Below are 23,908 nucleotides of genomic sequence, written 5' to 3'. Positions count from 1 at the left end.
CTCATTTCTTCGCTTCGTAATGGTCCTTCACCAGCCGGTCCAGGAGCCGGACGCCGAAGCCCGATCCCCAACTCTGGTTGATCTCGGTCTTGGGTGCGCCCATCGCCGTTCCCGCAATATCGAGATGCGCCCATGGCGTGTTGTCGACGAAGCGCTGCAGGAACTGCGCGGCCGTGATCGAGCCGCCATAGCGGCCGCCGGTATTCTTCATGTCGGCAAATTGCGAATCGATCAGCTTGTCGTATTCCGGCCCCAGCGGCATCCGCCACACCTTCTCGCCCGTTGCGAGCCCGCAGGCCTCCAACCGCTCCGCCAACTCGTCATTATTGGAGAACATGCCGGCATGCTCGGTGCCGAGCGATACCACGATTGCGCCGGTCAAAGTCGCGAGGTCGACCATGAACTTGGGCTTGAGCTTCTTGACGACATACCAGAGCACGTCGGCCAGCACCAAACGCCCCTCGGCGTCGGTGTTGATGATCTCGATGGTCTGGCCCGACATCGAGGTGACGATATCGCCGGGACGCTGCGCATTGCCGTCAGGCATGTTCTCGACCAGGCCGATGGCTCCGACCGCGTTCACCTTTGCCTTCCGTGACGCCAGCGCATGCATGAGGCCAACGACGCAAGCTGCGCCGCCCATGTCGCCTTTCATGTCCTCCATATTGGCGGCGCCCTTGATGGAGATGCCGCCGGTGTCGAAGCAGACGCCCTTGCCGACAAAGGCGAGCGGCGCCTCGCCGCGCTTTCCACCGTTGTAGCGCATGATCACCGTGCGTCCCGGCCGCACTGAGCCCTGTGCCACGCCGAGCAGCGCGCCCATCCCGAGCTTGGTCATGGCCTTGACGTCGAGGATCTCGACCTCGACACCGAGTTTCTTGAGCTCTGCGGCGCGGCGCGCGAACTCCTCGGGGTAAAGCACGTTCGGCGGCTCGTTGACGAGGTCGCGCGCCAGATTGACGCCGTCCACCACATGGGAATCAGGCGCAAAGGCTTTGCGCGCGGCCGGCACATCGTCGACGGCGAGCGCGACGTCCGCGCGCAGGCCCCCCTCCTCGCCGTCCTTCTTCTTGGTCTTGTAGCGGTCGAATCGATAGGCACGCAGCCGAATGCCCGCGGCGACCGCGGCCGCCTGGTCGGGATGCATGGCACCGTCGGGCAATTCGGCGATCACGGTAACCGCCTCGCTCCCCCCGTTCAGCTTGCCAGCGAGCGCACCCCCGAATTTCAGGAAATCTCGCGGCTTCAGCTCGGAGGCCTTGCCCGCTCCGATGACTATCAAGCGCTGAATCTTGATTCCTTCCGGCTCCAGAAGGTCGAGCGCGGTCCCACCCTTGCCCTTGAAGCGGCTGGTCGCAGCGGCTCGCTTGACGAGGTCGGCAGCCGTCCCCAGGGCATTGCGGGTGGCGGCGCCAATATTCAACTCGTCGTCGCAAAACACCACCAGGATCGCACGCGGGGCGGCGGAAAAAGGGACGAAGCCGACCTTGACGGCGTCGGTCATAGGTAAATCCTCCAAAAATCAGGACGTTGGCAGGTCAAAGAAGCCGGCCGAGGGCAGTCCGCGGGGTGTTTCGATCGTCCTGCAGACCGCGAGCCAGGCGGCCTGTCGGGACTCAATGGCACAATATGGCCCGTTGGCAGGCTCGGTGCCAAGCCGCGCCGTGGCCGGCCGGTCACATCAGGGAAATATTAACCATGGGCCGACTGTGCCATGGGTCAGCCATTTTGTTGATGGATCAAAGGGATGGTAGTGAGAGAGTAGGTGCTTCGGCGCGTCTGGGCCCAACCATGGGGAACCCTCTTTTTCTGGGGGTTGGTTGGGCTTTCGGCGCCCGAAGGCTTTGGCCTGAGGTCTGGGGCGGGATCGTGCGGTAGCCGATGGGGTCGATCGATAGATACATCTTCCGCACGACGCTGGCGTCGTTTGCGCTCGTCCTGGTCAGCCTGACGGGCGTGATCTGGATTACGCAAGCGTTGCGCGGCATCGATTTGATGACGAGCCAGGGGCAGACCATCCTGACCTTTCTCGGCGTGACCAGCCTTGTGATCCCTGCGCTGGTCCTGATCATCTCGCCAATCGCGCTGATGATCGCTATCTCGCACACGCTGAACAAACTCGCGACCGATTCGGAAATCATCGTGATGAACGCCGCCGGCTTCTCGCCGTTCCGGCTGTTCCGGCCATTCCTCTACGCCACCTGCGTGGTGGCGCTTTTGGTAGCCTTCATCGCCGCCTACCTTGCTCCCGACGGCATGCGCCGGCTGAAGCAATGGGACGCCGAGATCACGGCCGATGTGCTCGCCAACATCCTGCAGCCGGGACGCTTCGCCCAGCTGGACCAGAACCTGACGATTCGCATTCGCGAACGGCAACCGGGCGGCCTGCTCAAGGGCATCTTCATCGACGACCGTCGCGATCCCAAGGAGCGCGTCAGCATCGTCGCCGACCACGGCACGGTGCTGAAGAGCGGAGACGGCTCGTTCCTCGTGCTGGAAGACGGCAATCTGCAACGATTTGAAGCCGGGAAACGCGATCCCGCGCTGGTGGCGTTCGGTCGCTATGCCTTCGACATGTCCAAATTCTCCAAGCAGGGCCACGACGTCCTGCTCGGCATTCGCGAGCGCTATCTGTGGGAGCTGATCGACCCCGCGGAGGACGATCCGGTCTACAAACAGATCCCCGGACAATTCCGCGCCGAGCTGCATGACCGCTTCATGTCGCCGATCTATCCCTTTGCCTTCGCCGCCCTCACCTTCGCCTTCCTCGGCGCGCCCCGCACCACGCGTCAGAGCCGCAACTTCTCGATCGGCGGCTCCATCATCGCCGTGTTCGGCCTGCGCATGATCGGCTTCGCCTGCTCCGTGATGGCGGTGAAATCGCCGATTGCGCCCGTCGTCCAATACCTGATGCTGGTTGCGGCGATCGCGGTCAGCATCTGGGTCATCATCGATGGCATCGTACTCGAGCCCCCCGCTGCACTGCTGGAGGCGATCAACAAATCCAATGCCCGCCTGTCGCGGCTATTCGGACGACCGGCCACCGCATGAGCATGGTCACCAACACGCTTGGACGTTATTTCGCCGGACGCTTCGTCGTCTCGGCGCTTGGCGTGTTCGCGAGCATTTTCCTGCTGCTGGTGCTGGTCGACTACATCGAGATGGTCAGAAAGACGTCGGGCCTGGTCGGCGTTTCCGCGCTGGTGGTGGCGGAAACCTCGCTGTTCCGCGTGCCGCAACTGCTCGAGAAGATGATGCCGTTCTGCATCCTGATCGGCGCCATGACCTGCTACCTCGCGTTGTCGCGGCGGCTGGAATTGGTGGTCGCGCGCGCCGCCGGCGTCTCCGCCTGGCAGTTCATCTCGCCGGCGCTGGCAAGCGCCATCGCGCTCGGCGTGCTCGCCACGGTTGCCTACAACCCGATGTCGGCGAATCTGAGCGAGCTTTCCAAGCGCATGGAAGCCCAGCTGTTCGGCAATGCGCCCGGCGGCGGCGTGCAGGATGCGACGGGCTTCTGGCTCAATCAAATCAACAGCGACGGCCAGGTGATCATCAACGCCGCACGCAGCGAACGGCAGGGCTTGCGCCTCACCGGGCTGACGCTGTTCCGGTTTGATACGGACAGCAAGTTCAAGGAGCGGATCGAGGCACGCGAGGCCACGCTCGAGAATGGCTATTGGCTATTCAAAGGCGTGCGGCGTTACTCGCTCGACGCACCGCCGGTCGATCAGGATCGATTCGAGCTGGCGACCACGCTGACCGCGGCGCAGGTACGCAACACGTTCTCCACCCCCGAAACTGTGTCCTTTTGGCAACTTCCGAGCTACATCCGTGCATCGGAGAATTCGGGGTTTGCGACGGCCGGCTATCGTCTGCAGTACCATAAGCTCATCGCACAGCCGTTTTTGCTGGCTGCGATGGTGATGCTGGCGGCATCAGTGTCACTCCGCTTCTTCCGGATGGGCGGCGTGCAAAAGATGGTTTTGAGTGGCGTGGGCGCGGGCTTTCTGCTCTATGTGCTGTCGAAAGTGACTGAGGATCTGAGCAAGGCTGAGTTGATGCATCCGATCGTGGCCGCGTGGCTGCCCGTGCTTGTGGGCGGCCTCACGGGTTTCTTGGCCTTGCTGTATCAGGAGGACGGCTAGTGGCTTTGGTCGCCGCCCTTCGCGAGCGTTCGCGCCTGTTCCGGCGACGTGCTGTCGCGCGCCGGCGGGAGACGTGCGTCCCAACGCGCGTCCGGTCGCTGTTGCCATTGCTCGTTTGCCTTGCCCTCACCGGCGCGATCGGGACCGTGACGACTACGCCGTCAGCCGCGCAAAGCTTCACATACAATCCGCGCCCGCCCCGCCCGGCGCCACCCAAGGTTGTCAACGACAACCAGATGTTGGTCCAGGCCAACGAGGTCGACTACGACTACAACAACTCGCGGGTGTCGGCGGTCGGAAATGTGCAGCTGTACTACAACGGCACCACGGTCGAAGCCGACAAGGTGATCTACGACCAGAAGACCAAGCGGCTTCATGCCGAAGGCAACATCCGCATGACCGATGCGGAGGGCAAGATCACCTATGCCAACATCATGGATCTGAGCGACGACTACCGCGACGGCTTTGTCGATTCGCTGCATGTCGACACCGCAGACCAGACCCGGATGGCCGCGACCCGCGCCGATCGCTCCAGCGGCAACTACACCGTGTTCGAGAACGGCGTCTACACGGCCTGCGCCCCGTGTAAGGACGATCCAAAGAAGCCGCCGCTCTGGCAGGTCAAGGGTGCTCGCATCATCCATGACCAGCAGGAGAAGATGCTGTATTTCGAGACGGCGCAGCTTGAGTTCTTCGGCGTGCCGCTCGCCTATATGCCGTACTTCTCGGCGCCGGACCCGACCGTCAAGCGCAAGTCGGGCTTCCTGATGCCCAATCCCAGCACTTCTTCAGCGTACGGCTATGGGATCGAGATTCCCTACTTCTGGGCGATCTCGCCCGACATGGATGCAACCTTCAACCCGCGCTTCACCACCACCCAGGGCGTGTTGTTCCAGGCCGAATTCCGCCAGCGCCTGATGGATGGCTCCTACCAGGTGCGCGCCTACGGCATCGACCAGCTTGATCCCAACCTCCTCGCCGGTCAGCCCGGCGACCGGCAGTTCCGCGGCGGCCTCGAAACCAGGGGCGAGTTCGCGGCCAACGACAAGTGGGTCTGGGGCTGGGAAGGCGTCGTCCTGTCCGACTACTACTTCTTCCAGGATTACAGGCTGGGACAGTACAAGGACCCGAACTACGCGTTCCTGAGCTTGCCGACCGAAGCGGTCTCGCAGCTCTATTTGACCGGCGTCGGCAACCGCAGCTTCTTCGACCTGCGCTCGATCTATTTTCTGAGCTTCTCGGGCAACCAGCAGCAGGTTCCGGTGATCTGGCCGGTGCTCGATTATTCGAACGTCGTCAACCATTCGATCCTGGGCGGCGAAGTCAGCTACAAGACCAACTTCACCAACCTGACGCGCAACGACGCGGTGTTCGACCCGATTACCGCAACGGCCATTACCAACGGCCTCTGCACGGCCAACTCGGCCGATCCGTTGGCGCGCACGCCCTCGCAATGTCTGTTGCGCGGCTTCCCGGGAACCTACACGCGCCTTTCGGTCGAGGGCGAGTGGCGGCGCTCGTTCACGGACTCGGCGGGTGAAATCTGGACACCGTTTGCGATCATGCGCGCGGATGCGATCAACTCCGACGTCTCGAATCAGCCTGGTGTCTCCAACTTCCTGCCCGTCGGCGACACCCAGGCACTGCGCCTGATGCCCACCGTCGGCCTCGAATATCGCTACCCCTTCATCAACGTCGAGCCGTGGGGCTCGACGACGATCGAGCCGATCGCGCAGATCATCATCCGTCCGAACGAAGGCTATGCCGGCAAGCTTCCGAACGAAGATGCCCAGAGCATGGTGTTCGATACCTCCAACCTGTTCAGTGTCGACAAGTTCTCCGGCTACGATCGCGTCGAAGGCGGCGGACGCGCCAATGTCGGCGTGCAGTCGACCACGCAATTCGACCGCGGTGGCTCGGTCAAGGTGATGTTCGGTCAGTCGTACCAACTCTTCGGGCTGAATTCCTACGTGGTCCAGGATGAGATCAATACGGGCGTCGATTCCGGCCTGCAGAGGAACGTGTCGGACTATGTCGCGAGTGTCGACTATTCGCCCAACCGGACCTACACGTTCAGCGTCCGCTCGCGTTTCGACGAGCAGACCTGGAACGTTCAGCGCTTCGAAGCCCAGGCCTCGGCGAATTTCGATCGCTGGTCGGCCAGCGTCATGTACGGCAACTACGCAGCACAGCCGGATATCGGCTATCTGGTCCGCCGCGAAGGCATTTTGGGCTCGACCTCGGTCAAGGTTGCTGCGAACTGGGTGGTGAGCGGCAGCGCGCGCTGGGATCTGGAAGCCAACAAGATCAATTCTTATGTAGTCGGCGCAGGCTATGTGGATGACTGCTTCGTGTTGGCAGCCAACTACATCACATCGTACAACTATGCGACGCCGACGACGCCGCCGGTGCTGAGCCACACCTTTATGCTGCAGATCGGCCTGCGGACGATCGCCAATTCGTCCGCCGCGGCCAGCGGCGCGGCGGGTTTTCAGTAAGGCCCGCGTTGAACGGGAGGCGGATTCCGGGCTGCGAAGCGGCTCCAGTTGAATCGATTGACAGCGAAGATGACCATGACGACTACATTCACTTCTTGCGTGCGGGCGATACTGGTGGCTTGCGTCGCGACGATCTGCTCGCCGCTTTACGTTTCGCCGGCGCATAGCCAGACAGTCGTCGTGATGGTCAATGGCGAGCCGCTCACCGATTTTGATATCGAGCAGCGCTCGAAGCTCGATTTCCTGACCGCGCACAAGCAGCCCGCCCGCCAGGACATCATCAACCAATTGATCGACGAGAAGCTGAAGATCAAGGAAGCCAAGAAGTTCGGCGTCGATCCCTCCGGCTCGGATATCGACGAATCCTATGGGCAGATGGCGGGACGAATGCGCATCAACCCGGACCAGCTGACCAAGTCGCTGGAATCGCAGGGCATCCGTCCCGACACGCTGAAATCGCGCATCAGGGCCGACATGGTTTGGACCGCGCTGGTGCGCGGCCGCTACAAGGAGCGGCTGCAGGTCGGCGAAAGGGATGTCAACCGCCAGATCAAGGCCCAAGGCGGCGACGACACGCAGAAGGCTGACGCCTTTGAGTACAAGATGCAGCCGATCGTGCTGATCGTGCCGAAGGGAGCCCCGCCCGCTAGCTTCGAAAGCCGCCAGAAGGAGGCCGAAACGCTGCGCGCGCGCCTGCAGAGCTGCGACGAGGCCAATTCCTATTTCAAAAGCATGCCGAACGCCGCAATCCGCGAGGCCGTGGTCAAGACGTCGGCCGATATTCCCCCGGTATTGCGCAAGGTTCTCGACGACACGCCGATCGGACATCTGACCCCGCCAGAGGTCACCAAGCAGGGGGTCGAGATGGTGGTGCTGTGCGACCGCAAGCCGACCACCGTCGATACGCCGATCCGGAAGGAAATCCGCGAAAAGATCTACGCGCAAAAATACGAGGCAACGTCGAAAGCCTATCTTGATGAAATCCGCAAAGCCGCGATGATCGAATATTCCAAATAGCCATGGCAGAGCCGAATGCGCTTGCGCCCCTTGCACTCACGCTCGGCGAACCCGCCGGTATCGGGCCTGACATAACCATCGCGGCCTGGCTGCGCCGGAATGAGCTGAAGCTCCCGCCATTCTATCTGATTGGCGACCTGCCCTTTCTTGCCGAACGGGCGAAAACGCTCGGCGTCAAGATTCCGCTCGCGGACGTGACCGCCGAGCAGGCCGTGCAGACCTTTGCGACCGCCTTGCCGGTCCAGGCCGCCGGTCGCGGCATAACGGCAAGAGCGGGCAGTCCAGATGACAGCAGCGCGCCTGCGGTGCTCGCCTCCATTCGCCGCGCGGTTGCCGACGTCCAGTCGGGACGCGCCGGCGCCGTCGTCACCAATCCGATCGCCAAGAACGTGCTCTATCGCGCCGGGTTCAGGCACCCCGGACACACCGAATACCTGGCCGAGCTCGCGAGCTCCGACGGCAAGGCGCCGCAGCCGGTGATGATGCTGTGGTCGCCGCTGCTTGCCGTCGTGCCCGTGACCATTCACGTGTCGCTGCGCGAAGCGATCGATCAGCTCTCCACCGAGCTGATCGTCTCTACCGGCCGCATCGTCGCGGCCGAGCTGCGCAGCCATTTCGGCCTCGCGCGGCCGCGCCTGGCAGTGACCGGACTCAATCCGCATGCCGGCGAAGACGGCACGCTCGGCACCGAGGACAAGACCATGATCGCCACGGCGATCGAGGTGCTGCGCGGCGAAGGCATCGACGCGCGCGGCCCGTTGCCGGCGGACACGACGTTCCACGAAGCTGCGCGGAAAACCTACGACTGCGCCCTGTGCATGTATCACGACCAGGCGCTGATCCCGATCAAGACGCTGGCCTTCGAGGAGGCCGTCAACGTCACGCTGGGCCTGCCGTTCATCCGCACCTCGCCCGACCACGGCACGGCCTTCGACATCGCTGGCACCGGCCGTGCCAATCCGGCGAGCCTGATCGCCGCGCTGCGGCTGGCCGAGCGCATGGCGAAAACGCCCGCGCCGGCCACGGCATGAGCGCGATCGACGATCTGCCGCCGCTCCGCGACGTCATTCGCCAGCATTCCCTGTCGGCCCGCAAATCGCTGGGACAGAACTTCCTGCTCGACCTCAACCTCACCGCCCGCATCGCGCGCGCGGCGGCCCCGCTTGAGGATGCCACCGTGGTCGAGATCGGGCCGGGCCCCGGCGGCCTGACGCGGGCGTTGCTTGCGCTGGGCGCGCGGCACGTGATCGCCGTCGAGCATGACGAGCGGGCGCTGCCCGCGCTCGAGGAGATCGCCGCGCGCTATCCGGGACGGCTGGAGGTCGTCTGCGCGGATGCGCAGACTTTCGATCCCGGGCCTTATATCGGCGCCGGCAAGGCCAAGATTGTCGCCAACCTGCCCTATAACATCGCGACCAACCTGCTGATCGGCTGGCTCACCGCCGAGCCGTGGCCGCCGTGGTACGAGATGATGGTCCTGATGTTCCAGCGCGAGGTCGCCGAGCGCATCGCCGCGGAGGAGAACGACGACGCCTATGGCAGGCTGGGCGTGCTCGCAAATTGGCGCTGCGAAACCAAAATCCTGTTCGACATCTCGCCAGCCGCCTTCGTGCCGCAGCCCAAGGTCACCTCCTCGGTGGTGCGGCTGGTGCCGCGGCCGGCGCCCGACGCTTGCGACCGCCGCCTGCTGGAGCAGGTTGCCGCAGCCGCCTTCGGCCAGCGCCGCAAGATGCTGCGCCAGAGCCTGAAATCGCTCGCCGCCGATCCGGCCCGCCTTGCGGCCGCAGCCAATGTCGATCCGACCCGGCGGGCGGAAACCATCCCGGTCTCCGGCTTTGTTGCCATGGCGCGCGAATTGGCCGATATACGGGCGGAAAAAACAAGCATGCTGTAGGAGAACGCCATGGCGTTGATGCGCCGCCAGTCCCTGGTGAAGTTCGACGCCCCGCTCTGCGAAACCATTGTGGATACGCCGAAGCCTGTGGGGCGCGAGGTGCTGGTGCGCATCGAGCGCTGCGGCCTCTGCCACTCCGACCTGCATATCCAGGACGGCTATGCCGATCTCGGCGGCGGCAGGAAGCTCGACACCACGCGCGGCATGATCCTGCCCTTCACGCTCGGCCATGAGATCGCCGGCGTGGTGGAGGACGTTGGCCCCGACGCATCCAGGGATCTGATCGGGTCCAGGAAGGCGGTGTTTCCCTGGATCGGTTGCGGCCAATGTCGCGATTGCCTTGCCGGCGACGAAAATCTCTGCGCCAAGCAGCGCTTCCTTGGCGTTTCCATTGATGGCGGCTTTGCCAGCCACGTGCTGGTCCCTGACGCCAAATACCTGCTCGACTATGGTTCGATGCCGGTCAACCAGGCAGCGACGCTGATGTGCTCGGGCGTCACTGCCTATGGCGCGCTGAAGCGGCTGGTCGACCGGCCACGGCAGCGCAATCTGCTTCTGGTCGGCCTTGGTGGCGTCGGTCAGATGGGGCTGTCGTTCGCGCAGGCGATGTTCAAACAGCCGATCTCGGTGGCTGACTTGAGCGCGGCGGCACGCGAAACCGCGCTGACAAACGGCGCTGCGCTCGCCTATGATCCCGCCGAGCCCGATGTGATCAAGCGCATCCTGAAGGAGACCGATGGCGGCTTTGACGGCGTGGTCGACTTTGCCGGCAACGAGAAATCGATGGCCTTCGCCGTCTCCGTGCTCGCGCGCGGCGGCAAGGTCGTGGTCTCAGGCTTGATGGGCGGCAATTTCAGTCTGCCGATGGTCCAGTGGGTCTACAAGCGCATGACCATCGAAGGCTTCATGGTGGGCACGCTAGCCGAAGGTCACGAGCTGATGGCGCTGGCGCGCGCCGGCAAGATCAAGCCGACGCCGATGCGCGAGGAGCCGATGGCCGACGTGCAGAAATGGATCGATGCGTTGCGGGCCGGACAAGTGGTGGGACGAGTCATACTGAAGAACTGAGCTACAACGAAAACAAAAACAGTCCCGCCGGCCTCACCGAAAATGGGAGGACGGAAGATGCGGAGGAAGCTTTCGATCGGGGGCGCGCTCGTTGCGCTCCTGCTTGCGATCGTGCCGGCGCTGGCACAGAAGCAATACGATCCGGGCGCCAGCGACACCGAGATCAAGATCGGCACGACCACGCCCTATAGCGGTCCGGCCTCGGCCTATTCGGCCGGCGCCATGTCCATCGGCGCCTACTTCGCTATGATCAACGAACAAGGCGGGGTCAACGGCCGCAAGCTGAATTTCATCAGCCTCGACGACGCCTATAGTCCGCCCAAGACGGTGGAGCAGATCAGGCGTCTGATCGAAAGCGACGAGGTCCTGTTCCTGGTCAATCCGGTCGGCACCGCGACCAATATGTCCGTGGTCAAATACATCAACCAGAAGAAGGTCCCGCATCTGTTCGTTGGCTCCGGCGCGACCGTCTTCAACGATCCCGAGCATTATCCGTGGACGCTGGGCTGGACACCGCACTACATGTCGGAGGCGGAGATCTACGCCAAATACATCCTCTCGGTGAAGCCCGACGCCAGGATCGGCATCCTCGCCCAGAATGACGATCTCGGCCGCGATTACACCATTGGCTTCAAGCGCGGGCTTGGCGATCGCGCTTCCTCGATGATCGTTTCCTACCAGACCTACAACACCTCCGATCCGACCGTGGATTCCCAGGTGGTGTCGCTCAAGACCGCCGGCGCCGATGTCTTCGTGATTTTTTCGGTGCCGAAATTCGCCGCGCAAGCCATCCGCAAGGCGTATGATATCGATTGGCATCCGCAGGAGTTCGTCTCCAGCGTCGGCTCCTCCATTGCGGGCGCGATCCGCCCGGCCGGATTCGAGGCCGCCAAGGGTATCATCAGCGCCGTCTATCAAAAGGACCCGGCCGACCCGCAATGGCACGACGATCCCGCCATGAAGGCGTGGAACGTCTGGATGGACAAGTACAATCCCCATGTCGACAAGAGCGATTACTACGCGCCCTACGGCTACAATATCGGCTACGCGGTGGTGCGGTTGCTCAAGCAATGCGGCGACAACCTGACGCGCGCGAACCTGATGAAACAGGCCTCGCACATGGACATGGAACTGCCGCTGTTGCTTCCCGGTATCCGGTTAAAGACGACGCCCACGGACCATCGCCCGATCCAGCAGGTGCGTCTGGTCCGCTTCGACGGCCAGCGCTACGTGCTGTTCACGGACGTGCTGGCGAGCCAGTGAGCGCGCACGATTTTTTTCCTTGCGCAGCGGATCGGGGACCTACAGGCGATCCGACGGCTGCACGGCCGCTGGACCGCCTCCAAACATGAGCGATTTCGGCGCCAAAATCGCACTAAAAATGCCGGCCTGAATTAAGCCCCATCCTCTCCGGATTTGCGGCCTATTGCTACCCAACTTCTTACCGAGATTGGGGTGATTACGCGTCGCGTTGAGTTGAGTGGAGCAATTGATGGCAAGCCGAACCGCGAAAATCGCGTTGAGCATCGTCGCTGGCATCCTGGCCGGCGCCCCCCTGATCATGCCCCGCGATGCCGCGAAAGCCGCCGAATGCCTGACCGAGCCGGGAAAGGACAGCACGCGGGGCCAGCACTGGTATTATCGTATCGAGCACGGCACCAAGCGGCATTGCTGGTATTTGCGCGGCGAGAACGAAACAGTTTCGCAGAGCGAACCGTCGGATGATTCGGCCCAGGCGCCAAAAGCGGAGCCGCGGAACAATGAAAGCACGCCTCGTTCGATCGAGGACGCGCATGCCGAGTATCTGATGCCGCAGGCGCGCGGGAATGCGGTCGCTGCGCCGGCGCCAAGTCCTGCCGCAGGTCCTGCCGCAAGTCCTGCTCCAATTCCAGCCCCGGTCGCAAGCAACCCCGTTCCGCCCTCGGCGCAGCCTGATGCGCAGGGTTCTGCGGTCGCCGCGCGCTGGCCGTCACCTGAGACGGCCACCTCGCCGTCCGCTGCCGCGGCGGCGGCTGCGCCGCAGGCCATGGCTGACGCAACCGTTTCGCAGCCGGCCGCGGACACAGCTGCCGACGCGCCCGCTGATCCGCCGGCGCCTGCTCCCGCCGCTGCAGCCAGCACTCCGCCGGTCAAGCCATCGGCCTCGCTGCAGATGCTGTTTTTGGTGATCGGCGGCGCGCTCGCGCTCGCGGGACTGACGGCAAGCGTGGTCTACCGGCTCGGCCGCCGAAAGCAGCGGCGCCTGGCCACGCAGGAGCGCCGTGCCGTCCTCTGGGAGGGTGTCGAAACCGGCCCCGCCCCGCCATGGATCGAGCCGGTCGTCGAGCCGTTTATGGAAGAAGCGGCGCCACGCCCGAAGGCCGAACGCAGGGCACCGCCAAGCGCCAAGACACAAGAGCGCTACGAGAAGATCGAAGAGATCCTGGCGCAACTCGTGAAGCAGGCACAGCAAAGCGACGCGTGACGCGCGCCGCCTGGCCCAAGGCCGCTATGTCTCCAGCTGCTGCTGCAGATCACGCACGAAATTGGTCAATCCGGTGCGGCGCTCGCGCTTGAGCCGCTCGGCCTTGAGGATCGACTGCACTTCGGCAAACGCTTCATCGACGTCGTGATTGATGACGATGTAGTCGTATTCCGCCCAATGGCTCATCTCGTGGGTGGCACGGCTCATACGCGAGCGGATCACCTCCGCCGAATCCTGCGCACGGGAATGCAGCCGCTTTTCGAGATCGGGTGCCGAGGGCGGCAGGATGAAGACGCTGACGACGTCGGCGCGCGCCTTCTCGCGCAATTGCTGGGTACCCTGCCAGTCGATGTCGAACAGCACGTCCTCGCCGGCGGAGAGCGCCGCTTCGACCGGCGCGCGCGGGGTGCCGTAGCGATTGTCGAACACCACGGCCCATTCCAGGAGCTCGTTGCGCTTCACCATCTCCTCGAAGCGCGGCCTGTCGACAAAGATGTAGTCGCGCCCCTCGACCTCGCCGGGCCGCTTCGGGCGCGTGGTCGCCGAAACCGACATTTTCAGCCCGGGCATGCGCTCAATCAACAGACGCGAGAGCGTCGTCTTGCCGGCCCCTGAAGGCGAGGACAGCACGAACATCAGCCCGCGCCGTTCAACTCCTGAGCCGTGGCGGTGAGCCGTCATGGATATCTCCGGATTTGGATCACTCCAGATTTTGCACCTGTTCGCGAAACTGCTCGACGACGTTCTTCATTTCGAGGCCAGTGTTGGTCAGCTCCACATCGTTCGACTTGGCGCAGGTGGTATTGACCTCCCGATTGAACTCCTGGGCCAGGAAATCGAGCCGCCGCCCGACCGCGCCGCCCTTGCCGATGATCTCGCGAACCTGCCCAATATGCGACACGATGCGATCGAGCTCCTCGCGGATATCGGCCTTGGCCGCGATCAGGAGCGCCTCCTGGTTGAGGCGGTCGGAATCAAACCGGTCGGAGGTGTCGAGCAGCGCCGCGATCTGCTCGGCGAGCCGGGCCTTGACCGCCTCCGGCTTGCGCCCGGGCGCGGCCTCGGCCTTTTTCGCCAGCGCCTCCATCTCGTCCATGCGCTGGCTCAGGATCTGTCCCAGCGACTCGCCCTCGCGGCGGCGCATCGCCACGAGATTCTTGAGCGCCTCGTCGAAGGCGGCGGCCGCCGCCGCGCTTGCAGCCTTGTCTTCTTCCTCGTTGCGCTCGGGCTCGACCACCTCGATCACGCCCTTGATGGCGAGCAGCCCGTCGATGCTCGGCGCGACAGCGTCGATCCTGCCGGCAAGCGAGCTCGCAACCCTCACGACCGCTGCCAGCACATCCTCATTGATGCGGACAGTCGAGAGCGCGTCCGCGCGCTTGACGTTGAAATTGGCGTAGACCGTCCCGCGCGACAGCATTTCGCCGGCGCGCTTCTTGGCGACGGCCTCGAGCTCGTCCCAGCCCTGCGGCAGGCGCAGGCGCAGATCGAAGCCCTTGGCGTTCACCGACTTCAATTCCCACTCGAAAGTATAGGGACCGCTCGCGCCGTGGCTTCGTGCAAAACCGGTCATGCTCGACAGCACCATGCGCAGGATTCTCCGGGCGAGATTCGCCTAAATGCAAAAGCCGCCGGACCATAGGACGTTTTCAGGAAAAGTGGAATCCGATGCCGGCGTGCTGCCTAACTACTGCTGAACAACCGGCGGCGTGGCGGTCGACTGCGCCGCCCCTTGCCGCGCGGGCGCCCGGGCCGGCTTCTTCGGCGCAGGCTTGCTACCTGTCGTAGCGGTGGGCGCGCTGTCCGCTGCCGGCGCACCGGGTGTCGCGGGCGGCGGCGGATCGTCGGCCGGCTCGACGGTGTCGTTCTGGATCTGCTTCTCCATCGTCCGGAGCTTGGCAACGTTCTTCTGGTGCTGGTCGTAGGTTTCGGTGAAAGCGTGACCGCCGGTGCCGTCGGCGACGAAATAGAGGTCTCGGGTGCGCGCCGGATTGGCGGCGGCCTCGAGCGAGGCGCGGCCGGGGTTGGAAATCGGCCCAGGCGGCAGGCCGTCGATCACATAGGTGTTGTACGGCGATGGCTGGGTGATCTCGCTGCGCTTGATCGGGCGGCCCAGCGTGCCCTTGCCGCCGACCAGTCCGTAGATGATGGTTGGGTCGGACTGCAGCCTGATCTTCTGCTTCAGCCGGTTGACGAAGACCGCGGCGACGCGGCTGCGCTCGTCGGGCTTTCCGGTTTCCTTCTCCACGATTGAGGCGAGCGTCACCAACTGCTCGGGCGTCCTGACCGGCAAGTCCTGGCTGCGACGCTCCCAGATCTCCGCCACCACGCGCTTCTGGGCTTGCTGCATGCGCTGGACCACCTGGTCGCGGCTGGTGCCGCGCGGGAATTTGTAGGTCTCGGGCAGCAGCGTACCTTCACGCGGAATCTCGCGCACACTGCCGGTGAAGATATCGTTGTCCTGCAGCTTGGCTACGATCTGCTCTGAGGTCAGCCCTTCGGCGATCGTCACCGCGTGCTGCACCACCTTGCCCTCGACCATGGTGCCGATAACGTCGCGCAGTGAGGCGTTCTTCTGGAACGCATACTCGCCGGGCTTCAGCTCCGAGCTCGCCTTGAGCGCGAAGACGCTGGCAATGAACACCCAGGGATTGACATCGGTGACGCCTTCCTTGTTCAGGACATCGGCAATGTCACGTTTTCCCGCGCGCGAGGGAATGTTGACGATCTTTTCCTCGGTCAGCGGACCGGGCGTTTCCAGGACCTGCCTGCCATAATAGTAAGCGCCGCCGGCACCGAGCATCAGGAACAGCACGATCGTGAAGATGGCGTTCCCGACCACGACAAAAGGATTGCGGGCGCGTTCAGAGCGCTTGGGCGGCGGCGGAACCTGTTCAGGCTCAAGCGCGGCGCGCGGGCTGCGTGGCGAGATGGGCGGCCTTTCACTCATCGATGCAACCTGAATCCTGTCGCTCTTGTCACGACCTCGCGGCAGAAGCTTGCGCGAGAGGCAGTCAGTGTACGCCCGAGCCAACGATTGAGTACCGAATGCGGCGAAACGGTGGTTGCCCCACCCGCCGCATCAGTTCGCCAGACGCTGGAGGATCACGGACGCGTTGGTGCCGCCGAAACCGAATGAATTGGACAATGCAACATTGATCTCGCGCTTGCGCGGAACCTGCGGCACGAGATCGATTGCCGTTTGCACGGAGGGGTTTTCCAAATTGATGGTCGGCGGAGCGATGTTATCGCGAATCGCCAGAATAGAGAAAATCGCTTCGATCGCGCCGGCCGCGCCCAACAGATGTCCGGTCGACGATTTGGTCGATGACATCGAGACACGCGAGGCGGCATTGCCGAGCAGCCGCTCCACCGCGCCGAGCTCAATCTCATCGCCGACCTGGGTCGAGGTGCCGTGAGCGTTGATATAATCGATGTCGGAGGTCGTGATGCCGGCGCGCTTGAGCGCTGCCGCCATGCTGCGATAAGCGCCATCTCCGTCCGGCGACGGCGAGGTGATGTGATAGGCATCGCCGGACATGCCATAGCCGGTCACTTCCGCGTAGATGCGCGCGCCACGCGCCTTGGCGTGCTCATATTCCTCGAGCACCACGACGCCGGCACCCTCGCCCATGACAAAGCCGTCACGGTCCTTGTCGTAGGGACGCGAAGCCTTCGCCGGGGTTTCATTGAAGCCGGTCGACAGCGCGCGCGCGGCGCAGAAACCGGCCATGCCGATGCGGCAGATCGGCGACTCGGTGCCGCCTGCGACCATCACGTCGGCATCGCCGAGCGCAATCAGCCGACTGGCATCGCCGATCGCATGTGCGCCGGTCGAGCATGCCGTCACCACCGCATGGTTCGGCCCCTTCAGGCCGAATTCGATCGAGACATAACCCGATGCGAGGTTGATCAGGCGGCCTGGGATGAAGAACGGTGACACCTTGCGCGGTCCGCGCTCCTTCAACAGGATCGAGGTATCGGCAATCCCCGAAAGGCCGCCAATGCCCGAACCGATCATGGTGCCGGTGGCGCAGCGGTCTTCCTCGGTCGAGGGATGCCAATTGGCATCGTCGAGCGCCTGGCGGGCGGCGGCCATCCCGAAGATGATGAAGTCGTCGACCTTGCGCTGGTCCTTCGGCTCCATCCACTGATCGGCATTGAAGGTGCCGTTGGAGCCGTCCCCGCGCGGCACCGGGCAAGCGATCTTGCTCGGCAGATCAGAGACGTCGAAGGTCTCGATCCTGCGCGCGCCGCTCTCGCTGTTGAGAATCCGCTTCCACGTCGTATCGACGCCGCAGCCAAGTGGCGACACCATGCCGAGGCCTGTGACGACGACCCGTCTCATGTCGAACACTCCGGCCCCAGGTTCACGGCTTGCAATGTAACGCCGGACGGCCGCCCGCAGGCGGCGCGGCCGGCCAGGTTGTCAGCGCGCAGGAGCGTCAGCTCTTCGCGTTCTTTTCGAGAAATTTCGTCGCGTCGCCGACGGTCAGAATCGTCTCCGCAGCGTCGTCGGGAATCTCGCAACCAAACTCTTCCTCAAAAGCCATCACAAGCTCGACCGTGTCGAGGCTGTCAGCGCCGAGGTCGTCAATGAAGCTCGCATTGTCGGTCACCTTCTCGGGCTCAACGCCCAAGTGTTCGACCACGATCTTCTTAACCCGCTCGCCTATTTCACTCATGCTCCAACCTCGTGCTTGTTCCCTTGACCCGACCCCAGGATGATACGAGCCATTGTGGTCGCTAAACTTCCTTCGCAACGCACTTCACTTGATTTGGCCCGTAAGGCCCGGCGAACGTCGGCAAGCTTCGTCCTCGCCAATATACAGGGTTTCGACATCCTGCAATGGCGTTCTTTGAGCCAGCCGTTTCGGTTCGGTTATCATACTCCAAAAACCTTGACTACACGCCTTGATCCGCCTGCCAAAACGGCTTTTCGCCGCAGCCCGCCCCTGGGCCCGGCGGCCGATCAGACCATCGCCATTCCGCCGTTGATGTGAATCGTCTGCCCGGTGACGTAGCCCGCCTCGTTCGAGCTCAGATAGACCGCAGCGGCAGCGATATCCTCCGGCGTACCCAGCCGCGCGGCCGGAACCCGGGTCAGGATCGCCTCGCGCTGCTTGTCGTTGAGCGCGTCCGTCATCGGCGTCTTGATGAAGCCCGGCGCGATGCAATTGGCCGTCACATTGCGCTTGGCGTATTCGGCGGCCAGCGACTTGATCATGCCGATCATGCCCGCCTTGGAGGCGGAATAATTGCCCTGCCCCGGATTGCCGGTCACACCGACCACCGAGGTGATGGCGATAATGCGGCCGAAGCGCTTCCGCATCATCAGCTTGGTGGCGGCCCGGGCGAGCCGGAAGGTCGCGGTCAAATTGACCTTGATGACGTCGTCCCAATCCTCGTCGCGCAACTGCACGAACAGGTTGTCGCGGGTGATGCCGGCATTGGCGACGAGAATGTCGACGCCGCCCATCGCCTGCTCGGCCGACGGCACCAGGGCCTCGACTTCCGACATCTCGGAGAGGTTGCAGGGCAGCACATGCACGCGTTGGCCCATTTTCGCAGCCAGCGTATCCAGGACCTCGCGACGCGTGCCGGAGATCGCAACGGTGGCACCCTGCTTGTGCAGCGCTTCGGCGATCGCACCACCGATCCCGCCCGTTGCGCCCGTGACGAGCGCGGTCCTGCCAGTCAGATCGAACATCGATGTCTCCCTAGAGCATGATCGGGAAAAGTGGGGAGCGGCTTTCCGAAAAGATCATGCTCAACAAAAAAAGCTACTTCGCGGCCGCTAACGCGTCCTTGGCTGCGGTAATGTCGTTCGGTCCCCCGACCGAAACGCCCACCGCGCCGTCGGCAATACGCTTGACCAATCCGCTCAGCACCTTACCCGCGCCGATCTCGAAAAACCGGGTGACGCCGCGAGCAGCCATATAGGCAACCGATTCCCGCCAGCGCACGGTGCCCGTGACCTGCTCAACCAACCGACGGCGGATCTCATCGGGATCGCTGATTGCGGCCGCCAGCACATTCGACACCAATGGCGAAGCGGGCTTGCGGATTGTCACTTCCGAGAGCGCCTTTGCCATGACATCGGCCGCAGGCTGCATCAGCTTGCAGTGGAAGGGCGCGGAGACCGGCAGCAGCATGGCGCGCTTGGCCCCCTTACCCTTGGCGATCTCCACCGCGCGATCAACGGCGGCCTTGTCCCCCGACACCACCACCTGGCCGCCGCCATTGTCATTGGCGGCCTGGCAGACCTCGCCGTCGCCCGCCTCGTCTGCAACCGCAACCGCAGCCTCGTAATCGAGGCCCAGAAGCGCCGCCATGGCGCCGGCGCCGACCGGGACCGCCTTTTGCATGGCAAGTCCCCGGGTCCGCAGCAGGCGCGCGGCGTCGGAGATCGACAGGCTGCCGGCAGCGGCCAATGCCGAATATTCGCCAAGCGAATGCCCGGCAACAAAAGCGGCGTCGCGGCCGACGGAAAAGCCGGCCTCCGTCTCAAGCACCCGCAGCGCCGCCATCGACACCGCCATCAATGCCGGCTGGGCGTTCTGGGTGAGCTGCAGGGTTTCGGCCGGGCCGTCCCACATGATGGCCGTCAGCTTTTCCAACAGCGCGCCATCCACTTCCTCAAACACGGCGCGCGCGGCGGGAAAGGCGTCCGCCAGCGCCTTGCCCATGCCGACGGCCTGCGACCCCTGCCCCGGAAAAGTGAATGCTGCCGTCATCGGCACTCCCTACCTCATGATCTCGCTGGAAAATCGGCGTCCACCTGACGCCGCCGTGGTCCCGTCCGCGACCGCGCCCGCGCTCGCAGCCGGCCGTAAGACACCGCCGGAGGCCGGGATGTCAAGCTGCACCGCGGAACGGAACCCTCTAAGCGGCCCGGCTTCTAGAACCCGCCGGCGGATTGGTCAACGCCAACCTCGGCCCCGGCACGCACCCGCCGCGCGCTATTCACAAGCTGTCCGGGGCGGTCGTCCTGGTCCGGCTTGGCGGTCGCAAGCCGCAGCACGGCCACATAGCCGGGCTGGACCTCCATGCGGCCGGCAAACCGGCTCTGGCTGAGGATGCGATGCACAAGCGGAAGATTGTAGCAGGGCACATAGAACAGCAGGTGATGCTCCAGGTGGTAGTTCACGTAGTACGGCGCGATGAACAGCCGCTCCAGGACATTGGCCCGCGTCGTGCGGGTGTTGCGCAGGGGATCCTGGCTGTCGGGAACGACAGCATGTTCGGCGATGTTGCGGATGCGGGTGATCACCATCATCCAGGTCAGAAGCGGCGCCAGCCACAGCAACGGATAGGCCCACCAGACGCCGGCGGCCGCAAATGCCGCAAACAACAGCGCATTAGTGACGCATTGGGGCCCGAGCTTGTCCCAGAAATGCGCAACGCGCCGCTTGAGCGGCCCTTCCGCTGGCCCAAGCGCGTTGAGCAGTTGCGCCTTGCGCTGCTGGTAGCCGGTCTGGCCGGTGATGTCCCGAAAGAACTTGCGGCGATAGCTGAGCTTCGTGATCGGAAACGGCGCCGACAGCACCAGGTCAGGGTCATCATCCTGCTGCGTCTTCGCATGATGCTGCAGATGGTAACGGCGATAGGCGCGGGTCTCGGCAAAGATCGGATAGGCGCAGAACCACTGGCTCAAGGCCAGGTTGAGCTTTTCGTCGGCCGACAGACATCCATGCGCCCCATCGTGCATCAGGATCGCAAGGCCGAGCTGGCGCGAGCCGATGATCGCGACCGCAAGCAGATAGGTCACGGGATTGGGCCACCACGCAACGAGTGCAATTGCCGCCACGATCAGCGCCCAGGCATGCGCGATCAGCGCCGCGCCCTTCCAGGTCGAGCGGCGACGGACTTCGACCAATTGCTCCTCGGTGAGGAAATCGCGGGCGCGCATCCGAAGTGCGGTCATGATCGATTCTCCCGATCCGGTTTTGCTGCGGGCTCGTTGACCAGGCGCAGCCGCGCCGCATCGCCTGCCTGCGCCGTCGCCTGCTCGCCCAGCACGCGCAGCATCTCGGCACAGAGCGCATCAGACGAACGGCCCATGGCGTAGCCCTCGACCATGATGCCGACAGCGACCGCCCAGAACCGCCGCGACGTCGCGGCAGGCTCGCGCAAGGTCCGCCAGCCGTGCCGCTCGATCTTGCCGGCATAGGCCCTCAGGCCTTCCGCATGCAGCCGTTCAATGGTGCGCTCGACCAGCGGTGCAAGGTCCGGCCGGCGTCGCGTCAAGGTCAGTGCTTCCGCGAAGAAGGCAACGGAGTCGGTCGCCGTCACCGTCTCGACCAAAGCCTGGGTGTAGTCCCGAGGCGTGTTGGCCTGAGCAGCCGCCTGTTCGGCGCCGCGCGCGAGGTAAAGCACGTCTCGGCAGGCGGCTTCGACGAACAGCGCCTCCTTGGTGCGGAAATAATAGGTGATCTGGCTTGGGAAGGCGTCCGCAACCGCCGCGATGTCCGCGATCGAGGTGCCTGATAGGCCCCGCTCCTTGAACAGACGGCTTGCGGCATCGAGCAGCAGCGAGCGCATCTTGCGTCCCGCCGTGCGGGTTGCCCGCACCGCATGCTTTGGATCGCCAGTCGGCGTGTCGGGCATGCTTTCCGTGGTCATCTTGGCCATTCCCTTCATTTATTTGTATGATATACAAACAAATAAATCAAGGCCGAGATGCCCGGGCTCGCCACTAGGTTGGGGTCGGCCGGCAATCGCCGAAATCAAGCCCGGCAGGCGGTCGTTTCGCTTGCCAACCCGGCCGAAATCCGTATAAAGCGCGCCATCCGTGGGTCCCGGCCGGGAGCTGAACGGACGGTCTCAGCAATCTCACCATCGCTGGCGATTTTGATGTGGCAGGGCCAGTCGGCCCGTCGTCCCGTGCTTCCGCCTTCTGAGCTACCCCCGAGTCCTTTCCGAAGGCCTCGAAGGGCTTGTCGCCGGACCTGCGCCAACGACTATAGGAAAGGACCATCATGCCTTTTTATGAGCATGTTTTTCTCGCGCGCCAGGACGCGAGCCCACAGCAGGTCGAGGAATTGACCACCCAGATGACCGGCATCGTCGAGCAGCTCGGCGGCAAGGTCACCAAGACAGAGAACTGGGGCGTGCGCTCCCTCACCTATCGCATGAACAAGAACCGCAAGGCGCACTTCGTGCTGCTCAACATCGACGCGCCTTCGGCTGCGATCGCCGAGATCGAGCGCCAGGAGCGGATCAGCGAAGAGGTGATTCGCTATCTGAGCGTCCGCGTCGAGGAGCTCGAGGAAGGTCCCTCGGCCATGATGCGCAAGGCCGATCGCGACCGTGAGCGCGACGATCGCGGTGGTGGCGGCTTCCGCGGTGATCGTGAGGATCGCGGTGGCGGCTTCCGCGGAGATCGCGGAGATCGCGGCGACCGTGGAGATCGCGGTGACCGTGGACCGCGCCGTCCGCTCGATGGCGGCGAAGGGGAGTAAGAATCATGGCTGAAGCTGGTGCACGCCGTCCGTTTTTCCGCCGTCGCAAGTCCTGCCCGTTCACGGGTGCGAACGCGCCGAAGATCGATTACAAGGATTCCAAGCTATTGATGCGTTACGTCTCCGAGCGCGGCAAGATCGTGCCGAGCCGCATCACGGCGGTGTCCGCCAAGAAGCAGCGCGAGCTCGCGCGCGCCATCAAGCGCGCCCGCTTCCTCGGCCTGCTGCCTTACGTGATCCGCTAAACGTTTCGACCGGCGGCGGTAAGGCCGCCGGTCGCAAGATTTCATAAGGCTTCCGGGTCGTCTGGTTGCCGATGGTTGGGGCTCTCGAAGGAGCCCCTAACCGCTCGAAAGGGGCGGGACAGCTGATGATCAGTCAAATTCTCATCGCGCTTGCCGCCGGCGGTGCCTCGGCGGCCATGTTCGCCTCGATCACGTCGGGCGCGCTGATCTCGCTTGTCCTGCTGTATCTGTCGCCGCTGCCGCTGATGGTGGCAGCGCTCGGCTGGGGTCCCGTCACGGCAGCGATCGGCGGTGGCTTGGCGGCGATCGGCCTCGGCGTAAGCTTCGGTATCGGCGACCTCATCGCCTACGCCATCGCAATCGCCCTGCCCGCCTGCTGGCTTGGCCATCTCTGCCTGCTTGGCCGTCCTGTGAATGGTGGCCAAGGCGCGCAGGCCACCCCGCAGACAATCCTCGAATGGTATCCCGTCGGCCGCATCCTGCTTTGGATCGTGGGCTTTGCGACGCTTGCGACCGCTGCCGCGCTGCTTGCGCTCGGCAGTGACGCGGCGGCGATTGCGGCCACGCTGCGCAGCTTCCTCCTGCGGGTCCTCTCGATGAACGATGTGCGCGCCAGCTCCGACACCGAGCGCTGGGTCGAGGCCATGGTGAGCTTCGCGCCACCGGCTGCGGCCACGGTTGCGATGCTGACGCTGACCTTCAATCTCTGGCTGGCAGCGAAGGTCGCGGCCACCTCAGGCCGGCTGTCGCGGCCATGGCCCGATCTCAAGACGGCGGCGCTGCCGCCGATGACGCTGGTTGTGCTGTGCGCTGTAACCGCCTTCTGCTTTTCCGGCGGGCTCGTTGCGATGCTCGCACGGATCGCGACCGCGGCGCTGGTGATGGCCTATGCGCTGACCGGATTCGCGGTTCTACACACGCTGACACTGGCGTTTAAGAGTCGTGCCTTCTGGCTCGGCTCGGTTTACGCCTTTGTCGTGGTGTTCGGTTGGCCGATGCTCGCGATGGCCGCGCTTGGCCTGGCCGACGCCGTGTTCGGCCTGCGGCAGCGCTATTTGCGCTCGCGCCCGCCGCCGCTGCCGGCCCCCTAGAAATTCAACCTCTCGCACTCTC

At 64.0% G+C, this 23,908-nt stretch carries 22 protein-coding genes; 12 read left to right on the top strand and 10 right to left on the bottom strand.

Translation table 11 applies throughout. The features are described from left to right. Window position 1 precedes the first annotated feature (1 nt). The gene (locus tag A3AI_RS0134400; protein WP_024519902.1) at window positions 2-1,504 is read right to left on the bottom strand and encodes a leucyl aminopeptidase; all 1,503 of its coding nucleotides are present in this window, start codon (window positions 1,502-1,504) and stop codon (window positions 2-4) included. Between the two features lie 377 nt (window positions 1,505-1,881). On the opposite strand from A3AI_RS0134400, the gene lptF reads away from it, so the two are divergent. The 9 genes from lptF to A3AI_RS48980 all read left to right on the top strand — a co-directional run bounded on the left by lptF (window position 1,882) and on the right by A3AI_RS48980 (window position 13,086). Further along, on the top strand, window positions 1,882-3,051 hold the full coding sequence (lptF, locus tag A3AI_RS0134395; RefSeq protein WP_024519901.1) for an LPS export ABC transporter permease LptF: 1,170 nt from the start codon (window positions 1,882-1,884) through the stop codon (window positions 3,049-3,051). Further along, complete coding sequence (gene lptG / locus A3AI_RS0134390; RefSeq protein WP_024519900.1) at window positions 3,048-4,145, top strand: LPS export ABC transporter permease LptG; 1,098 nt, start codon at window positions 3,048-3,050, stop codon at window positions 4,143-4,145. The genes lptF and lptG overlap by 4 nt, the downstream gene beginning before the upstream one ends. After that, window positions 4,145-6,643 carry an LPS-assembly protein LptD gene (locus tag A3AI_RS0134385; RefSeq protein WP_024519899.1) on the top strand — a complete coding sequence of 833 codons (2,499 nt, stop codon included), beginning with the start codon at window positions 4,145-4,147 and terminating at the stop codon, window positions 6,641-6,643. Before lptG ends, A3AI_RS0134385 begins: the two co-directional genes overlap by 1 nt. Before the next feature lie 75 nt (window positions 6,644-6,718). Then, window positions 6,719-7,660 carry a SurA N-terminal domain-containing protein gene (locus A3AI_RS0134380; RefSeq protein WP_024519898.1) on the top strand — a complete coding sequence of 314 codons (942 nt, stop codon included), beginning with the start codon at window positions 6,719-6,721 and terminating at the stop codon, window positions 7,658-7,660. Between the two features lie 2 nt (window positions 7,661-7,662). Beyond that, on the top strand, window positions 7,663-8,691 hold the full coding sequence (gene pdxA / locus A3AI_RS0134375) for a 4-hydroxythreonine-4-phosphate dehydrogenase PdxA (protein WP_024519897.1): 1,029 nt from the start codon (window positions 7,663-7,665) through the stop codon (window positions 8,689-8,691). Beyond that, window positions 8,688-9,554, top strand: a complete 867-nt coding sequence (gene rsmA / locus A3AI_RS0134370) for a 16S rRNA (adenine(1518)-N(6)/adenine(1519)-N(6))-dimethyltransferase RsmA (protein WP_024519896.1) — start codon at window positions 8,688-8,690, stop codon at window positions 9,552-9,554. Before pdxA ends, rsmA begins: the two co-directional genes overlap by 4 nt. Before the next feature lie 9 nt (window positions 9,555-9,563). Beyond that, the gene (locus tag A3AI_RS0134365) at window positions 9,564-10,622 is read left to right on the top strand and encodes an alcohol dehydrogenase (protein WP_024519895.1); all 1,059 of its coding nucleotides are present in this window, start codon (window positions 9,564-9,566) and stop codon (window positions 10,620-10,622) included. Window positions 10,623-10,679: 57 nt separating this feature from the next. Beyond that, the gene (locus A3AI_RS0134360; RefSeq protein ID WP_024519894.1) at window positions 10,680-11,885 is read left to right on the top strand and encodes an ABC transporter substrate-binding protein; all 1,206 of its coding nucleotides are present in this window, start codon (window positions 10,680-10,682) and stop codon (window positions 11,883-11,885) included. Between the two features lie 229 nt (window positions 11,886-12,114). Then, window positions 12,115-13,086 (top strand): hypothetical protein, encoded by a 972-nt coding sequence (locus tag A3AI_RS48980; RefSeq protein ID WP_024519893.1) that lies wholly within the window; start codon window positions 12,115-12,117, stop codon window positions 13,084-13,086. 24 nt (window positions 13,087-13,110) lie between these two features. On the opposite strand, the gene gmk is transcribed toward A3AI_RS48980, so the two are convergent. The 9 genes from gmk to A3AI_RS0134310 form a co-directional block, all read right to left on the bottom strand. Beyond that, window positions 13,111-13,767: a guanylate kinase gene (gene gmk, locus A3AI_RS0134350; RefSeq protein WP_024519892.1), complete on the bottom strand. Its 657-nt coding sequence runs from the start codon at window positions 13,765-13,767 to the stop codon at window positions 13,111-13,113. Between the two features lie 19 nt (window positions 13,768-13,786). After that, complete coding sequence (locus A3AI_RS0134345; protein ID WP_024519891.1) at window positions 13,787-14,674, bottom strand: YicC/YloC family endoribonuclease; 888 nt, start codon at window positions 14,672-14,674, stop codon at window positions 13,787-13,789. A 99-nt stretch (window positions 14,675-14,773) separates the two neighbouring features. Further along, on the bottom strand, window positions 14,774-16,036 hold the full coding sequence (mltG, locus tag A3AI_RS0134340; RefSeq protein WP_024519890.1) for an endolytic transglycosylase MltG: 1,263 nt from the start codon (window positions 16,034-16,036) through the stop codon (window positions 14,774-14,776). Between the two features lie 132 nt (window positions 16,037-16,168). Next, window positions 16,169-17,434, bottom strand: a complete 1,266-nt coding sequence (gene fabF / locus A3AI_RS0134335) for a beta-ketoacyl-ACP synthase II (RefSeq protein WP_024519889.1) — start codon at window positions 17,432-17,434, stop codon at window positions 16,169-16,171. Window positions 17,435-17,531: 97 nt separating this feature from the next. Further along, window positions 17,532-17,771 carry an acyl carrier protein gene (locus A3AI_RS0134330; RefSeq protein ID WP_024519888.1) on the bottom strand — a complete coding sequence of 80 codons (240 nt, stop codon included), beginning with the start codon at window positions 17,769-17,771 and terminating at the stop codon, window positions 17,532-17,534. Window positions 17,772-18,058: 287 nt separating this feature from the next. Beyond that, window positions 18,059-18,796, bottom strand: a complete 738-nt coding sequence (fabG, locus tag A3AI_RS0134325; RefSeq protein WP_024519887.1) for a 3-oxoacyl-[acyl-carrier-protein] reductase — start codon at window positions 18,794-18,796, stop codon at window positions 18,059-18,061. 73 nt (window positions 18,797-18,869) lie between these two features. Continuing rightward, entirely contained in the window at window positions 18,870-19,823 is a 954-nt protein-coding gene (gene fabD, locus A3AI_RS0134320; RefSeq protein ID WP_024519886.1) for an ACP S-malonyltransferase, read from the bottom strand. 164 nt (window positions 19,824-19,987) lie between these two features. Continuing rightward, entirely contained in the window at window positions 19,988-21,013 is a 1,026-nt protein-coding gene (locus A3AI_RS0134315) for a fatty acid desaturase family protein (RefSeq protein ID WP_024519885.1), read from the bottom strand. Further along, the gene (locus A3AI_RS0134310; protein WP_198030295.1) at window positions 21,010-21,711 is read right to left on the bottom strand and encodes a TetR/AcrR family transcriptional regulator C-terminal domain-containing protein; all 702 of its coding nucleotides are present in this window, start codon (window positions 21,709-21,711) and stop codon (window positions 21,010-21,012) included. The genes A3AI_RS0134315 and A3AI_RS0134310 overlap by 4 nt, the downstream gene beginning before the upstream one ends. A gap of 356 nt (window positions 21,712-22,067) precedes the next feature. Between A3AI_RS0134310 and rpsF the strand changes: the two genes are divergently transcribed. The 3 genes from rpsF to A3AI_RS0134295 all read left to right on the top strand — a co-directional run bounded on the left by rpsF (window position 22,068) and on the right by A3AI_RS0134295 (window position 23,886). Further along, a complete protein-coding gene (gene rpsF / locus A3AI_RS0134305; protein ID WP_024519883.1) occupies window positions 22,068-22,550 on the top strand; it encodes a 30S ribosomal protein S6 in 483 nt (160 codons plus the stop codon). A 5-nt stretch (window positions 22,551-22,555) separates the two neighbouring features. Further along, the gene (gene rpsR, locus A3AI_RS0134300) at window positions 22,556-22,795 is read left to right on the top strand and encodes a 30S ribosomal protein S18 (RefSeq protein ID WP_007592020.1); all 240 of its coding nucleotides are present in this window, start codon (window positions 22,556-22,558) and stop codon (window positions 22,793-22,795) included. Window positions 22,796-22,920: 125 nt separating this feature from the next. Then, on the top strand, window positions 22,921-23,886 hold the full coding sequence (locus tag A3AI_RS0134295) for a hypothetical protein (protein ID WP_024519882.1): 966 nt from the start codon (window positions 22,921-22,923) through the stop codon (window positions 23,884-23,886). The last annotated feature ends 22 nt before the right edge of the window (window positions 23,887-23,908 follow it).

Source organism: Bradyrhizobium sp. Tv2a-2 (assembly GCF_000472425.1).
Taxonomy (GTDB): Bacteria; Pseudomonadota; Alphaproteobacteria; order Rhizobiales; family Xanthobacteraceae; genus Bradyrhizobium.
The sequence above is the reverse complement of the archived record's forward strand: the minus strand, read 5'-3'. Positions and strand labels throughout refer to the sequence as shown.

Excerpts from the sequence above, each read along its gene's own strand:
- fabD (WP_024519886.1), bottom strand. The coding sequence starts at position 19,823 with ATGACGGCAGCATTCACTTTTCCGGGGCAGGGGTCGCAGGCCGTCGGC.
- mltG (WP_024519890.1), bottom strand. The coding sequence starts at position 16,036 with ATGAGTGAAAGGCCGCCCATCTCGCCACGCAGCCCGCGCGCCGCGCTT.
- lptG (WP_024519900.1), top strand. The coding sequence starts at position 3,048 with ATGAGCATGGTCACCAACACGCTTGGACGTTATTTCGCCGGACGCTTC.
- rpsF (WP_024519883.1), top strand. The coding sequence starts at position 22,068 with ATGCCTTTTTATGAGCATGTTTTTCTCGCGCGCCAGGACGCGAGCCCA.
- fabG (WP_024519887.1), bottom strand. The coding sequence starts at position 18,796 with ATGTTCGATCTGACTGGCAGGACCGCGCTCGTCACGGGCGCAACGGGC.
- pdxA (WP_024519897.1), top strand. The coding sequence starts at position 7,663 with ATGGCAGAGCCGAATGCGCTTGCGCCCCTTGCACTCACGCTCGGCGAA.
- A3AI_RS0134310 (WP_198030295.1), bottom strand. The coding sequence starts at position 21,711 with ATGACCACGGAAAGCATGCCCGACACGCCGACTGGCGATCCAAAGCAT.
- gmk (WP_024519892.1), bottom strand. The coding sequence starts at position 13,767 with ATGACGGCTCACCGCCACGGCTCAGGAGTTGAACGGCGCGGGCTGATG.
- A3AI_RS0134295 (WP_024519882.1), top strand. The coding sequence starts at position 22,921 with ATGATCAGTCAAATTCTCATCGCGCTTGCCGCCGGCGGTGCCTCGGCG.
- A3AI_RS0134330 (WP_024519888.1), bottom strand. The coding sequence starts at position 17,771 with ATGAGTGAAATAGGCGAGCGGGTTAAGAAGATCGTGGTCGAACACTTG.
- lptF (WP_024519901.1), top strand. The coding sequence starts at position 1,882 with ATGGGGTCGATCGATAGATACATCTTCCGCACGACGCTGGCGTCGTTT.
- fabF (WP_024519889.1), bottom strand. The coding sequence starts at position 17,434 with ATGAGACGGGTCGTCGTCACAGGCCTCGGCATGGTGTCGCCACTTGGC.
- A3AI_RS0134400 (WP_024519902.1), bottom strand. The coding sequence starts at position 1,504 with ATGACCGACGCCGTCAAGGTCGGCTTCGTCCCTTTTTCCGCCGCCCCG.
- A3AI_RS0134380 (WP_024519898.1), top strand. The coding sequence starts at position 6,719 with ATGACGACTACATTCACTTCTTGCGTGCGGGCGATACTGGTGGCTTGC.
- A3AI_RS48980 (WP_024519893.1), top strand. The coding sequence starts at position 12,115 with ATGGCAAGCCGAACCGCGAAAATCGCGTTGAGCATCGTCGCTGGCATC.
- A3AI_RS0134360 (WP_024519894.1), top strand. The coding sequence starts at position 10,680 with ATGCGGAGGAAGCTTTCGATCGGGGGCGCGCTCGTTGCGCTCCTGCTT.
- A3AI_RS0134345 (WP_024519891.1), bottom strand. The coding sequence starts at position 14,674 with ATGGTGCTGTCGAGCATGACCGGTTTTGCACGAAGCCACGGCGCGAGC.
- A3AI_RS0134365 (WP_024519895.1), top strand. The coding sequence starts at position 9,564 with ATGGCGTTGATGCGCCGCCAGTCCCTGGTGAAGTTCGACGCCCCGCTC.
- rpsR (WP_007592020.1), top strand. The coding sequence starts at position 22,556 with ATGGCTGAAGCTGGTGCACGCCGTCCGTTTTTCCGCCGTCGCAAGTCC.
- A3AI_RS0134315 (WP_024519885.1), bottom strand. The coding sequence starts at position 21,013 with ATGACCGCACTTCGGATGCGCGCCCGCGATTTCCTCACCGAGGAGCAA.
- rsmA (WP_024519896.1), top strand. The coding sequence starts at position 8,688 with ATGAGCGCGATCGACGATCTGCCGCCGCTCCGCGACGTCATTCGCCAG.